Annotated in this window: 19 protein-coding genes and 2 pseudogenes; 3 read left to right on the top strand and 18 right to left on the bottom strand. The window is 39.0% G+C overall.

What is annotated here, in order from left to right; all coding sequences use genetic code 11:
- Positions 1 to 106 precede the first annotated feature (106 nt).
- The 16 genes and pseudogenes from EV693_RS03085 to EV693_RS03010 form a co-directional block, all read right to left on the bottom strand.
- On the bottom strand, positions 107 to 517 hold the full coding sequence (locus EV693_RS03085) for a hypothetical protein (protein ID WP_132500921.1): 411 nt from the start codon (positions 515 to 517) through the stop codon (positions 107 to 109).
- Entirely contained in the window at positions 514 to 702 is a 189-nt protein-coding gene (locus EV693_RS03080) for a hypothetical protein (RefSeq protein WP_132500920.1), read from the bottom strand. Before EV693_RS03080 ends, EV693_RS03085 begins: the two co-directional genes overlap by 4 nt.
- Before the next feature lie 190 nt (positions 703 to 892).
- Positions 893 to 1,252: a BRO-N domain-containing protein gene (locus EV693_RS03075; protein WP_132500919.1), complete on the bottom strand. Its 360-nt coding sequence runs from the start codon at positions 1,250 to 1,252 to the stop codon at positions 893 to 895.
- A 369-nt stretch (positions 1,253 to 1,621) separates the two neighbouring features.
- A complete protein-coding gene (locus EV693_RS03070) occupies positions 1,622 to 2,920 on the bottom strand; it encodes a DNA cytosine methyltransferase (RefSeq protein ID WP_132501013.1) in 1,299 nt (432 codons plus the stop codon).
- A 24-nt stretch (positions 2,921 to 2,944) separates the two neighbouring features.
- Positions 2,945 to 3,613: a translocation protein TolB precursor gene (locus tag EV693_RS03065; protein ID WP_243694557.1), complete on the bottom strand. Its 669-nt coding sequence runs from the start codon at positions 3,611 to 3,613 to the stop codon at positions 2,945 to 2,947.
- A gap of 74 nt (positions 3,614 to 3,687) precedes the next feature.
- Entirely contained in the window at positions 3,688 to 4,290 is a 603-nt protein-coding gene (locus EV693_RS03060; protein ID WP_132500918.1) for a BRO-N domain-containing protein, read from the bottom strand.
- A gap of 234 nt (positions 4,291 to 4,524) precedes the next feature.
- Positions 4,525 to 5,379: pseudogene (locus tag EV693_RS03055) on the bottom strand (recombinase RecT); the annotation flags it as partial.
- Entirely contained in the window at positions 5,298 to 5,876 is a 579-nt protein-coding gene (locus tag EV693_RS09615) for a hypothetical protein (RefSeq protein WP_243694556.1), read from the bottom strand. The gene EV693_RS09615 and the pseudogene EV693_RS03055, both read right to left, overlap by 82 nt.
- Positions 5,873 to 6,130, bottom strand: coding sequence for a hypothetical protein (locus tag EV693_RS03045; RefSeq protein ID WP_207906472.1), 258 nt, complete (start codon positions 6,128 to 6,130; stop codon positions 5,873 to 5,875). Before EV693_RS03045 ends, EV693_RS09615 begins: the two co-directional genes overlap by 4 nt.
- Complete coding sequence (locus EV693_RS03040) at positions 6,130 to 6,444, bottom strand: hypothetical protein (protein WP_132500916.1); 315 nt, start codon at positions 6,442 to 6,444, stop codon at positions 6,130 to 6,132. Before EV693_RS03040 ends, EV693_RS03045 begins: the two co-directional genes overlap by 1 nt.
- 255 nt (positions 6,445 to 6,699) lie before the next feature.
- The gene (locus tag EV693_RS09710) at positions 6,700 to 7,203 is read right to left on the bottom strand and encodes a BRO-N domain-containing protein (protein WP_341802520.1); all 504 of its coding nucleotides are present in this window, start codon (positions 7,201 to 7,203) and stop codon (positions 6,700 to 6,702) included.
- Between the two features lie 53 nt (positions 7,204 to 7,256).
- A pseudogene (locus EV693_RS03030) lies at positions 7,257 to 7,841 on the bottom strand (KilA-N domain-containing protein); the annotation flags it as partial.
- 84 nt (positions 7,842 to 7,925) lie between these two features.
- Complete coding sequence (locus EV693_RS03025; RefSeq protein WP_132500915.1) at positions 7,926 to 8,099, bottom strand: DUF2513 domain-containing protein; 174 nt, start codon at positions 8,097 to 8,099, stop codon at positions 7,926 to 7,928.
- Positions 8,100 to 8,133: 34 nt separating this feature from the next.
- On the bottom strand, positions 8,134 to 8,892 hold the full coding sequence (locus EV693_RS03020) for a polymer-forming cytoskeletal protein (protein ID WP_132500914.1): 759 nt from the start codon (positions 8,890 to 8,892) through the stop codon (positions 8,134 to 8,136).
- A gap of 764 nt (positions 8,893 to 9,656) precedes the next feature.
- Positions 9,657 to 9,848 carry a hypothetical protein gene (locus EV693_RS03015; RefSeq protein WP_132500913.1) on the bottom strand — a complete coding sequence of 64 codons (192 nt, stop codon included), beginning with the start codon at positions 9,846 to 9,848 and terminating at the stop codon, positions 9,657 to 9,659.
- 64 nt (positions 9,849 to 9,912) lie between these two features.
- Positions 9,913 to 10,143, bottom strand: coding sequence for a hypothetical protein (locus EV693_RS03010; protein ID WP_132500912.1), 231 nt, complete (start codon positions 10,141 to 10,143; stop codon positions 9,913 to 9,915).
- A 287-nt stretch (positions 10,144 to 10,430) separates the two neighbouring features.
- On the opposite strand from EV693_RS03010, the gene EV693_RS03005 reads away from it, so the two are divergent.
- The 3 genes from EV693_RS03005 to EV693_RS02995 are packed head-to-tail and all read left to right on the top strand — an operon-like array spanning position 10,431 to position 11,338.
- On the top strand, positions 10,431 to 10,727 hold the full coding sequence (locus EV693_RS03005; RefSeq protein WP_132500911.1) for a type II toxin-antitoxin system RelE/ParE family toxin: 297 nt from the start codon (positions 10,431 to 10,433) through the stop codon (positions 10,725 to 10,727).
- 1 nt (position 10,728) lies between these two features.
- On the top strand, positions 10,729 to 11,019 hold the full coding sequence (locus tag EV693_RS03000) for an addiction module antidote protein (RefSeq protein ID WP_132500910.1): 291 nt from the start codon (positions 10,729 to 10,731) through the stop codon (positions 11,017 to 11,019).
- Positions 11,020 to 11,023: 4 nt separating this feature from the next.
- Positions 11,024 to 11,338, top strand: a complete 315-nt coding sequence (locus EV693_RS02995; RefSeq protein WP_132500909.1) for a HigA family addiction module antitoxin — start codon at positions 11,024 to 11,026, stop codon at positions 11,336 to 11,338.
- A gap of 155 nt (positions 11,339 to 11,493) precedes the next feature.
- On the opposite strand, the gene EV693_RS02990 is transcribed toward EV693_RS02995, so the two are convergent.
- Both EV693_RS02990 and EV693_RS02985 read right to left on the bottom strand, forming a co-directional pair.
- Positions 11,494 to 12,183: an MAE_28990/MAE_18760 family HEPN-like nuclease gene (locus EV693_RS02990; protein WP_132500908.1), complete on the bottom strand. Its 690-nt coding sequence runs from the start codon at positions 12,181 to 12,183 to the stop codon at positions 11,494 to 11,496.
- Positions 12,176 to 13,234 (bottom strand): DUF262 domain-containing protein, encoded by a 1,059-nt coding sequence (locus EV693_RS02985; RefSeq protein ID WP_132500907.1) that lies wholly within the window; start codon positions 13,232 to 13,234, stop codon positions 12,176 to 12,178. The genes EV693_RS02990 and EV693_RS02985 overlap by 8 nt, the downstream gene beginning before the upstream one ends.
- Positions 13,235 to 13,295 lie beyond the last annotated feature (61 nt).

The following is a 13,295-nucleotide window of genomic DNA, read 5'->3' as shown; positions in this document are numbered from 1 at the left end:
TATTCCGCTTTGAGTCAAGGTGTGTTGAGCACCGTTAGCGGAATAGTAGTATAAAGTTTTTAAGGTGTCAAATAAAAATCCCACTGGTTAAAGTGGGATTTAATTGTCATTCTTCTTTTTGTCTGTTTTGTTGCTCAAGTATTTGAGCTTTTCCTCGGTTTACACCAGCGAAATACCCCAATAAAACAGCACCACTAATTTCAATAATCCGAATAGCAATATCCGATTGGTTGAGGTACATTGCGACACCTATAATGACAGCAAACAAAACACCTAATACGCCCCAAAGCCAATATTTGCCGATTTGTGTTTTCAAAAACACATCACCACGCTTTAACTCAACTTTTTCCTGCGATGCAATAGAAGCGAGTGCAACTTCTTGGTTTAATTTGGTTTCTTCTTTTCGGATTGCCAATTCATCACGCTTAACAGCCACTTCTTGTTGCTGGATAGCAAAAAATTCTTTGATGAATTCATCTTTATTTTCAAATGGTTGTGGAAGATTTTCGTTGTTCATCGAGCCACCAATACCGCAGTTTTATATTCAACAAGGAATTTCCCAAATCCAGATTTACCAATTTCTGGCGGAATAAATCGAACTCGGTCGATATTATTATTCGTGCTATTTAACTGCACGTCTTTTAAATAGTCTTTTGGAGAAAGATACCGTTTTTTAACAGGCTTTAAAATTGTATTCTTCATCATAACCCCCTCATTTCACAAACTAAAATAGCCTACACAAATTCCTTTGGTAAGCTGGTATCATAGTTTAATTGTCATAAAGAACGTAAGATTACTGTCACTAATCAATTTGTTTTGTTATGTTAGCCTTAAAAGGCGGCAAGTGTCAAACATCAAAAGTCAATTCTTCGATCTTGATCGCAAAATTTATCTAGCTTTTCTCTTCGACAAGCGGTATGTTCGGTTGGGAATTTTGCAAAAGCTCTTTGTCGAGAATGTCTAGAACCCATTTGCGGAAGTCTTTGGCGACTTTGGTGTGTGAAAGCATTCCGATAAGATGGCAACCACGCAGTGAGAAAATACGGACTTTCTGAATGCCACCATTTGTTTGCATATCAATAAGTGTAGTCATATTTTGAGTGAACTCATCTTGGTGGGCATTGTATAAACGAGTAACGCCATTTGTTTCTTTATAGCCCAATGCATTTGCAACATCAGAGATAGAAAACCAAATTTTATTTTGTTGATTGATAACTGAAAGAGTTGTAGCTTGAAATGTTAATGTAGTCATTTTGACTGTCCTTATAGTTCAAAGTTGTAAAACTCATCACTAGCAACGCCAATTACTGGTGATGAACTGATCAAGGTTGGCGTACCGTTGAACTTTAAGGTAAAGACGGCGATCTTTTGATCCCTTAACCAGTCCATCATTGACTACTTTTAAAAGGGTATGATAATTCGTAACACCCTTTGAAAGGTTTGATTTTTCTGATCATAGAAATAAAAAAAGTCGCTTTGGGCGACTATCATTTCCACCCTTAAAATTCAATTCAGGAACGCCAATTCCCGACTTTCTGTTGAAAGTGAAGGCATTCTAGAATAGGGCTGGGCGGTTTGTCAAATAAAACCATTTTCCTGGCGTCAGGAAAATGGTCTGTGGTTAGTGTTCAGATTTAAGGTATTCCACAACTCTTTCGCCAATCCATTGCATTACAGGTACTGCCATTGAGTTACCAATCGCTTTGTAACGTGGGCTATCAGGGCAATTTTCTGCGGGTTTATTTCGATAGGGGATTTCGGTGTAGTCATCTGGAAAACCTTGCAAGCGTTCACATTCTTTTGGCGTGAGTTTGCGAATGGTGTATTCGTTGCAGACTGCGTGAACATCTGTTGCGGTTAGTGTATAACTAATGCCACGTTCATCAAATCCGTTGCCATTCCCTCCGTTTTCTGATTTTCTGCCGATTATGTTGCCAGCAAGAGCAATGCAAGGAACATTCCCACCACCAGTTCCCATTCGAGCTTTCAGAGTGGGGGATATAGATGAATTTGAAACTCGAATAGCTTCTGAACCTTTGATTTCAAATAACACATTTTCTTGTCCGTTATTCCTGCCTAAACAATGAGCAATTTGGGTATTAACAATCGGATCTTGAGTGCCGTGGACAATAATCTGTGGTTCTTTATATTGGGAGGCTGTCATTGTTGGTGCGATATTAAAACAAACGGAATGCTCTTTGCCTTTACAAATCACTTGGCGTGAGCAAGTAACGCTTGTTTTAGAATTGGTGGTAAATTCTTCCTTCTTTTCGTTGCTCTCACCAAAATTCCCTCGCAAGCTCTTTTGCTCAATGAGTATTTGTGCGACACTTCGCTTTCTAGCACTTGCCACAAGGAACACTCGCTTACGTCGTTGGGCAACTCCGAAGTATTGAGCATTGAGGACTCGCCACGAGATAGTTCTGACTGAATGCACATAACCAGCGTTTGTCCATTTGTTACCTGGTGGTTGTAATGGCTGATATTCTTGAGCCAATCCAGCCAAAAAGTGTCCGAATGCGTTGTCCTTGGTGGATAAAACACCCGGCACGTTTTCCCACACAAGTATGCAAGGTTGTTTTCCGTCAGAGAGTCGGACATAATCAATTGCCTCCAAAATTTGAATGAGGGTTAAAGTAAGATTTCCTCTGTCGTCATCTAAACTTTCACGCTTGCCTGCAACAGAAAATGCTTGGCAAGGTGTGCCGCCAACTAATACATCAGGTGCGGGAATTTCACGATTGAGAATTTTTGGTACTAGGGCGGTCATATCGCCTAGATTGGGAATATTAGGGTAGTGATGAGCAAGAATGGCACAAGGGAAAGGCTCAATTTCAGAAAACCAAGCAGGCTTTCCAATGCCTTTCCACGCAACCGATACAGCTTCAATTCCTGAACATATTGATCCGTAGGTAAACATCATTATTTCTCTTTTGGGTGATAATTAAATTGCCTCTTGAATAAGTTTGTCGTAATAATGTCGGGCTGCTTCCACTCGCTCTTTGATTTTCTCGATGATTTCATCATCTCGCTTAATCGTAACGGTGGTGATTCGTTTGTGTTGTGGGATTTGCTCGACTAAATCAATCAACTTCTCGTCATTGTCGTAGGTGCTGATTAAGTCTATTGGCGTGGGGAAAAGCACAAAATCTATTTCGGCTTGTTCGCACTCCCAAAGCCACATATAGGCTTGCATTTGAATGTCGTAGCCAGATTTTTGTGCTTTGGCTTCGGCTTCGTCAGCAAAGAATGGATGTGAGCCAATATCCCACGAACATTTTGTGTCGATGATGAGTTTTCGGCTTGGAACGTAAATGTCGCACTCGCCTGAAATCCAATCGTTTTCACGTCTTTCAGTGTTCTTCTTGAGTGCTAAGCCACGAGTAAAACCACTTAATTTAATGGCTTGATCTTCGAGCTGAATACCTTTTTGGGTATATTTGTTGCCGTCAAAACTGGAATAGCCGAACAGGTCAAATTTTGCAATTTCTCGAACAGCAGCTTTTGCCGTATCGGATATTTTGCCTGCCTCTTTGTCAGCTTTTGTTTTGGGCTCACTCATTAGCTGATGTAGCATTGAGCAGCGTGGTTTGAATGTATAAAGCATAGTCATTTTGATACCTTTTGGGTGTAAAAACCCACCGCTTGATGTTTCACAAGCGGTTGGTTGTGTTTAATTTTTTGCAATTAGAAGCAATTTCTGATGTGCTGGCGAGCGACTTTTTCTGCATCATCAATCGCAAACTGCATTTCTTTAACTAGCTCGTAATTTAATGTGAGCCTATTTCGTGGCATTAGCGTTAAGTCGAAGGTGTCGAGTATGCGGATTTGTTTTTGCATTAGTTCTTCGCAAGTGTCGCTTGCGGTGCGTGCTAGATGTAGCAAGTGGTGAAAGACATTCACGTCTACTGACATTGTGTCTTTGGTTGGTTTAGCAAGCGGTAAGTTTGGTTGTTGATTTTGCAAGTATTTCCCAGTTTTGCGAATTTGTGGCAAGACTTCTTCAAATACCCAGTTTTGAAATTCTACAGCGTTAGCTTTGTTCGATCTGAAAATGATGCGGTAAAGGTTTGGTTCGTTGATGAAAGTAACAATCTGTTCACCCCCGTTTGTAAGGGTTGCAATTTCTTTGCACCCCTCTGTATTTAAGCGAAAGGCTTCAGAACTACGACGATTTACACCTAGTACAAAGCAAACATCAGTTAAACAGAAATATGGTTCATCGTTAAATGATTGAATACGAACAGGTTGAGATTTGAAATCGAAAGTTAAGATTTGAGAATTTGACATTTTTATGCTCCAGATAATTTAGTTAGTAATCCGAAACCTTAGTAGGGTGTCGGGCTTCAACTACCGTATCTGGACGGCGGAACTTATTTCCTTTCGGTATTTTATTAGGTTCTCTCGACCCGACATAGATCACTATGTAAATTTTGGGCATAAAAAAAACGCTTATTGTCGGGTGCGGATAACCGCCAGATATTGTAGTGCGGTTATCTTAGCCGATTTTGGCGGTTTGTCAAATTATTCCACTTCCAATTTCTCTAATTCAGCATACTGTTCTTGACTGAACTCATAGCCACTATCACAGAGTTCTTGAAGCGTAGTTTCTTTGTTGAGAATACTTTGTTTGCATTTCTCGAAGATGTCCGTGCTCACTTTTAATTCGGTGTATTCCGCTTCTTCGATTTGATTATCCACATAGCTAAACTCGTTTGTTTCAACATTTTTTACAACCGCTTGATCGGCAAGTACGGCTTGTTGCATTTCGACCGAAAGTGGGGCTTGTTTGGATAGTAGAAGCTTCATTACGGTTTTGAGAGCCATCGCTTCAAAGTTATCTGCCCATACACTGCTTGCCCATTGTCCTTTGGATTTCTTATCTAAATAGGTTCGGTAAGTTTGGCTGTAACGTTGAGCGTGTTCGTCCACCTCATGCGTGGTCATATAGAGTTCAGCGGTGAAATCATTAAGGAGTTTGAAGTAGGCGTAGTAGCCAATAGGCTTTTCGCCATTTTCGGGCTTTTGCTTCCAGTCAAATTCAAAGCCGTTAATTGGATCTTCTGCAATAAGTTGTTTTTCATAAACAGGTACAGCAACCAATCTTTTAAATTGTCCACTACGTTGTGCCAGTTGAATGAGTCCTTTGTAGCCTAATTGGAATTGGGCTTCGGTTTTTTTCTCTTTCTTGTTTTGATATGGCACAATGTAGGCAAAGCCTAGTCCATTTTGAATAGGTAGGTTAAGTGTTGCTGCCATACAGGCTGCATTGAAAACGCTTTGAGGGTCAGCATTTTTTAACATTGAATTGCTATTGACGATTTGTAACACGCTAGTAGTAAAACTGCTCGCATTCTTATTGAGAAGTTCTTGTAACTTGCCCAGTTGGGAGACAAGCCTAGTCCTTCAAGCGTTTTGGAGACAATCCATACTTTTAAGCCAGTGTCGATTGTCATCGCTTTTAGGTTGCCGTTGTTGCGGTAGTAGCTATCTAGCACTCGATATTGTGTCGTTTCGTTCTGTATGATGAAGCTATGATATTTCAGTGTCAGATAGACAACTTCTGCACTTAAATTTAATGCCTGGGCAAATTTTGCAACATCTTCATAGCCTGTATAATGTTCTTTTGCCATTTTCAGCAGCTGCTGCTCTTTTTCTTGGTCGGCAATAATCTGTCTAGGTTTAGTCTCTATCGGCGTCGCTTCGGCGGTTTTTGCAATTTTTTGGGGTGTTTGTACCGCTTGTTGAGCTTTCTCTTTGGCGTGGTAGAAGTTACGGATACTCTCTTTCTTCTCTTGAACTACCTGACGTAAATCACGTTGTAAAACTTTAGCCGTGGTGATTTGTGCTTGCATTTCGGTGATTGGGTTTATCATGATTTATTCTCCAAAAGTGGGGTAGATTGAAAAATCTTTGGTAATGCTGATGAATTACCAAGGTAGTCGCTTTGTACTTTCATCGCTTCAAGCGAGACTTTTGCCACATCAATAATTTTGTCGCCAATATCGACAATCGCTTTGGCAAGGGTCGCTTCTTGTTGAATTTGTTCGGCATCTAAGTCTTCTTCATTTAGCCGTTCCATTGCCATAAATAGGTGGTCGGTTAGGTCTTCCAGTTTATTCTTAGCCATCACTGACCTCCTGCGGTTAATCGTTGTATTTGTTTTTGATAGTGTTGCTGGAGGAGAGCGAGGTCGTCTGCCGTGAGATTATCAGGGCAGGCGGTTTGGCAAGGGTCGTGGTATGAAATATCAAGTGGGTCAATTTCCGCTTGTTGGAAGTCATATTCTGTCCAAATTTTGGTAGCGTTAAAATTGTCTTCCACGGCTAGGGTGGGCGTGGAAGGTATCGGTTCGTCCTCTACTATCTCTAACACAATGGCAAAGAAAAGTATGGCGATGAAGGCGATAAGTAGGGGTTTAAAATGATAGTTAAAGTGGTTCATTTTTTGTTTCCTTATGTAAAAGTTGGATTTTAAGCCGCAAGCAAGGCGACTGTTGTAATGGCAATTAATATCCAAAGCGTTAAGGCGTAGTTGTCTTGTAATAGTGTTGTGATAATCTGTTTAAGTAAGTTTTTCATTGGGGGTTCCTATGGTTAAAAATGTATTAAATGTGTTTTCATATTTATTAAATTGTAGGGTGTAGAAACCCACCGCTTGATGTTTCACAAGCGGTCGGTTGTGTTTAATTTTTTGCAATTAGAAGCGATTTCTGACGTGCTGACGAGCGACTTTTTCTGCATCATCAATCGCAAACTGCATTTCTTTAACTAGTTCGTAATTTAATGTGAGCCTATTTCGTGGCATTAGCGTTAAGTCGAAGGTGTCGAGTATGCGGATTTGTTTTCGCATTAGTTCTTCGCAAGTGTCGCTTGCGGTGCGTGCTAGATGTAGCAAGTGGTGAAAGACATTCACGTCTACTGACATTGTGTCTTTGGTTGGTTTAGCAAGCGGTAAGTTTGGTTGTTGATTTTGCAAGTATTTCCCAGTTTTGCGAATTTGTGGCAAAACTTCTTCAAATACCCAGTTTTGAAATTCTACCGCTTCAGCTTTTCTTGATTTAAAAATAATGCGGTATAAATTCGGTTCGTTGATGAATGTAAGCTCCTGTTTTCCGCCTTTGGTAAGGGTGTACGTTTTACGTACCCCCTTTTCATTTAGCATTTCAGCATTTACACGGCGAGAATTTTTAATTTCTAAGATTTCGCAAACATCAGCTAAACAAAAGTGCGGTTGATTTTCGAAGAGTTCTACACGAACAGGGCTTGATTGAGAATATCCGCCTCGCTTGAATAGGCAAAATTGTGTTGTTTGGTATTGAGCAACGCTGGGATAATGTGGGCTTTGATTGCATCGGTGTGAATGCGGTAGTTTGCTTTACTGAGAATACGTTTAACGTTCCATTCCAGCTTGTTTTCTGTGGCTTCTTTTTGTTTAAGACGTTGGAACTCTTTGATGAGGTAGAGTTTGAACTCTGGGCTGATCCACATTGCAAATTCTAATGCAATATCCTTATGAGCATAGGTGCCACCATAACGCCCTGCTTTAGCTTGTAAGCCAATGGCATTCGTTTGTGCCACGAATTCTTTCACGCTAATTTTAAATCGGTTTAAACCAGATTGGTTTCTAATTGTGGCGAATTCGCCATAATTAAAATTAGGGTTGTTAATTTCTTCCCAAATGCCGATATATTCCAATGTGTTGCGATTTCTCAACCAATCGCTGATGAAGAACTCCCCATCTTTTGCTCTCAACATATCGGTCAAATTGATATAATCTTCACCGTTCCGTTCAATGACTCGTATTTCTGCATCTTGGACAGTGATTACATTATTTGCCATTTTTATTCTCCGAATTTAGATACAAAAAAAGCCGTTTGAAACGGCTTGAAATTGAGGTCATCGTATCCGAAGTGGGTGGTGGTGTCAAATTATATCAATACTTTTGATTAGCTGTGCTTCGGTTAATAAGCCGTAGTGATAAGCGACAGTGCAATAATCGTAACCTTTGATATCTGAGCTTTCTAGCCAACTTGTATTATCAGCTTTGTCTTCCAGCTTGAGCAAGATTTTACGGATTAAATCCCAGTTACGTTTCATTCGGTTTTCCTTTTTGAATTTAGTATAAAAGCCATTATTCGCCTAGAATTCTACTTTTTGCTACTTCAATCAGTAATTGATACTCTCGCTTGGTTTTTTCGTCATGGACTTCGGCAGATTTCGCTAAAAATTCATCAACCGTACCGCAGAAACAGCCACGAGTGGCAATTAAACCTTCCTCGCCAGCATAGACAGTCAGTGTACCATTTTCACGACCAACGTTAGAAAAGCACACAATATGGTTTATTTTATGCACTCTAGCATCGCCAGACACCTCAGCATCGCCACATACCCTAGCATTGTCATATACCCAAGCATCGCCACATACCCTAGCATTGCCACATACCTTAGCATTGTCATATACCTTAGCATTGTCATATACCTTAGCATTGTCATATACCTCAGCATTGCCAGACACCCAAGCATTGCCACATACCTTAGCATTGTCATATACCTCAGCATTGCCAGACACCCAAGCATTGCCACATACCTTAGCATTGCCATATACCTCAGCATTGTCATATACCCAAGCATTGTCATATACCTCAGCATTGCCACATACCCAAGCATCGCCATATACCTCAGCATTGCCACATACCTTAGCATTGTCATATACCTCAGCATTGTCATATACCCAAGCATCGCCAGTATGTGATAGATTAGCTTCTTTTTCGATATATCCGCCTAAATCACCTGCTTTAACCACACCAAAAGAAGTTAATGCTTTAATTCGGTAAAGTGTTTTTCCTGCATACTGGATTGTGTCGTCTTTCAGCAGTTCGTATTTGTTCATTTTCTTTTTCCTTTGTAGAAACCATCTTGCGAGCATAGATCAAGGGTTGATTGTTGCATTCAGGTTTTCCCCTTTTCAAAACCTTAAAAATTCAAGGACATGTGCTGTGAGGCATTGTCGCTGGCGGATTACCTACACTGTGTAGACTGCTCACTCCCCTTTCAGGCTTAGCTTCTTTGTATGATTGCTTGTGAATGCGTCAAGCAACTGAATCGTCCCTACACCGACTATCAACAGAGCAGGGCGGGCAAAGTGCCTAAATCCCTTTATACTGCCATTAATTTACCACTATTTTTTTGTGACCCAGTGGCAAGGTCTGGAGGTTTCTCCGTTGTTACCATTGAAAACCGCACTGCTTGAGGGTAAAAAGGTAAAACCCTCAAGGGAGAACCAGTACGGTTTTCAATGGTGAGCAAGATGGGTTCTGACCCCACTATCATTCAACAGGGATTAAAAAATCTGTTTTTCCACAAAACAGCAAACCTTGCTCGGTGATTTTCGGCTACTCTCTTGTGGCTCACTGTCCACGCCCAGATTTCACCTAAACCGCATTATGGGTGATGTCTGTTTCCTCTTTGTTTAATCAAAAAGGCATCACGCTGTGAGGTAGTGGGGGTTTTATGGGCTTCCTCCGATTTTTCATCTTCCTACCTTTCACCATCAGGCATAATGCGGTTTTATCTCAATTTTTAAAGAACATTGCCTTTCGGCTGGTTTAGAACCTTTATTCAAGCCCTCTATAAAGGGCTTTGGTAAAAATTCTGTTATCGGTGCATATACTCTAATCTTCCTGCTGAGTAGCCAAACCTAAACATGATGAACTTCTCATTAGTCTCTCCATCTTGGTAAATCCGACTTTTTTTCCAAAGTTCATAAGGCTCTCTGTCAAATCTGCCTTGTATGGTTTTTTCAAAGACTTCCATCATTTTTTCGTGTTCTAGTGATCCAACTCGCATTTTTTCCTCCGTGTTTTCCTGTATTGCTATTCAAGCCCTCTATAAAGGGCTTTGGTAAAAATTCTTAGTGAACGGTGTACATCTTCCAAAGATTTTCAGCTTGCTTTGCATTCATTTTTTCGCTTTGGTTCCAATCAATTAACTCACCGTTTCTAAACATTGCACGCTCAATAACTAACTCGCCGTTTTTTTCGTTTTGGAACGCTTCAAAAATTTGAATAAATCCGTTTCCACGTTTTTCTTTGCGTCTGCATAAGATGTAATCTTTATTTTCATTTAGGCTTTGTACGTTCATCTTGTTTTCTCCGTGTGGGCGTTTTGTTTTGATGGGGGCATAATACAATAAGTATTTTATTTGTCAATACAAAATGTATTTATTTTTAAATTAAAAATACAAAATGTATTTAATGTGTTGATTTATAAGGAGGTAAATTTTAGTTGATGTGTTTGACTGCTTGTTTTTTATTCAGTTAAGTAAAAAGAGAAAGAAAAAATGGAAAGATTTAGGAGATTTGACCGCACTTTGATTTGTTGTGAATTATAGTTCACAGTGATATAATCCAACTATGAAAGGGGATTGTTATGATACAGATTAAATCCACGGCAATTTTTAAAGAATGGTTAGATACACTGAAGGATTTGCGTGCAAGAGCCAAAATAAAAACACGGATTAAGCGGTTACAGCTTGGTAATTTTGGTGATGTGAAGCCTATTGGTGATGGGCTTTCAGAGTTAAGAATTACAGAAGGGAAAGGTTATCGGGTATATCTGAAGAATCAGAACGGTGTAATTGTGATTTTAGTTTGTGGTGGTGATAAGTCCACACAAGAGAATGATATTAAAAGGGCGAAAGCCTTAGCAAAAGAATTAGGAGTTTAATATGATAGAACTACAAGATTTTGATGTGGCAGAACATTTGAGAAACGAAGAGGAAATTCAGGCTTACTTAAATGAAGTGCTGAAAGAAGATGATGTGGATTTAATCCTTTCAGCATTAGGCGATATTGCGAAAGCACGCAATATGAGCCAATTAGCAAGAGAAACAGGTGTAAGCCGTGAGGGATTGTATAAAGCCTTCTCAGGCAAAGGCAATCCGACATTTGCTACGGTGTTAAAAGTGATGAAAGCGTTGAATTTGAACATTGAAATAAAACAGGTCGCGCAGGCTTAATGTTATGCGTAAACCAGCACACCCAGGGCAGATTTTATTAGATGGATTTATTGAGCCGAATAATATAAAAATCAGTACACTTGCTACCCATTTGGGTTTTTCTCGTGAAACACTTTCACGAGTGTTGCATGGTAAATCGCCTATGACGGCAAATTTAGCCTTATCTTTGGAAGAAGCAGGTATTAGTACGGCAAGATTATGGCTGAATTTACAGACTAAATATGATTTATGGTTGTTAAAACAAGCACGTAAAAAGTCTGTTTTACCTATTGCTTTTTTGATGGAGCAAAGTAATGCGAGTATTCAGTCTTACCCTTAAAGTAAAGCAAGTCGCACACGCATAATATAGCCCGCTTTGGTGGGCTTTGTTTTGCAGATTTTGAAAGGAATTTGACCGCTTGTGAGGTGGGTTTAGAGTAGTAAGGCGTAGTTAAGAGTAGATTTTGGGTAAAGAAAAACCGCCATGGTGGGCGGTTATACTTTATATTTTTTATTATTAAGATAGTCTTCAAACAAGGCAATGAATGTTGTGCAGAATGCGTTCACTTCATCTATTCTAACCTGTAAATCGGAGATAAACAGATTCTTACCCACATCTGCAGCTGTGGTATTGCCGTGAGCAATCGTATTTCTATTTTCCACAATATCTTTTAGGCGACCACCCCATTGAGCATTAAGTAATGTGGGTTCAATATTGAATGTGCAAAAAATACTACGAAGTTGTTCAACTCGTATATTCTTTCCATCGGTTGGTAATTCTAAATCATCGCAAATGTTTTCTATAATTTTGCTATTGCTTGAGAAAATTTGCATAAAATCAAGGCGTTTTTGCCATTTATATTTTCTACCTACGTTGTGCAAAGCATCAAAATTTTTATGCAAAAAACGGATAAGTAAGCTTGGTTGAACTTCGTTTAAATGGAGATTTTGCAAAGAAATTTCTCTCTCTGCTATTTTTACTGTTTCTGAAACAGTGTATTCAATAGATCCATATAAGAGAACAAAAAGCATTCCTTTGAGCGTGTTGAACAATAATTCTTTTGTAAAAACTTGTCGTGTTACTACACATTCATTTTGCTCATTATTCAGTTGCTTAATTTGTGCAAAAAAAGCTTGAATTTCTAATTGCTTTGTGGAATGTTCGGTTTTGATTGAACTAAACATTTTCTAAAAAGTGGTTTTTGCAAAATTCAATGCGATGTTGAACCATTTGAGGACGGTTTGTTGCCCCTGTGGTGGACTCAATAAAACTTGGGTCATTTACCCATTCATAAAAGGAACTAAGATTGAGTTTTGATTTTTTTTGCAAAGCAAGAGCAGCACCGACCGCAACACCTTCAAAGAAGTTGATTTTGAAACTATATCGGCGAGCAGTTTGCCCTTTTGATATGCCAAATTCGAGCTTAGCAAGTTCTTTGAATGTCTTTTTGAAGAGTTTTTCATTTTGTTCGTAGTCAAAATCTTTATTTGCAAAAGACATGTAGTTATTTAAGAAACTCGTTACGTTATATTTGAAGTTTTTATAATTATGCAAAAATGCAAAAAATCGGAGTACGGCTTCTTCTGCCGTACCGTCTTTTATGCGTTGTTCTTTCAGTAAAGTGGATTTTAAGAAGTTTTTGTCTTGAGCCATTCGTTTAACAAATTCGTTAAAGCTACCACGAAAGACACAGCTACGTATTTCTTGTGCTGTTAATTTTATACCGCCTGTATTTAACCGCTCAAAGAGATCGAAGCGAACATCAAGATCACTTTTGTCTGTGAGTGTTGTAACTTTAAGTGTACGTAACATAAAATCTAATTTAATTTTTTGTGGTAATTTTGCAAAAACTTGTTTATTGAAAGATGGAATTTTCTCCAGTTTTTGCAAAATAAGATTATCCGTTACACCAACTTTATCTTTGGCATTTTGATTATCCATAAAGCGAATAATCGTAGTTAGTCGTTGTACACCATCAATGACTTCCCAGCTACCATCATTATTTGTTGCCATAAAGATATTGGGAATAGGGATACCTAGTAAGAGTGATTCAATCAATTTAGATTGGCGAGCATCTTCCCACCGAAATTGTCTTTGATATTCTGGAGCAATATCAATAATACCTTCAGCTACCATAGAAACTAATTCTTTGACACTAAAATCGTAGCTATTGAAATCAACTTTACGCTTCTGATCACTTAATTCATTAATAAGTGATAACTCATTGATATTCATAAAATTTCCTTTTTCTTTGCAAAAAAATCACCTAACAAAATCCAACCGCTGACTTTGGTGG

Origin of the sequence: Nicoletella semolina (assembly GCF_004345745.1) — a bacterium.
Taxonomy (GTDB): domain Bacteria; phylum Pseudomonadota; class Gammaproteobacteria; order Enterobacterales; family Pasteurellaceae; genus Nicoletella; species Nicoletella semolina.
This window is presented reverse-complemented; position numbering and strand designations above follow the sequence as displayed.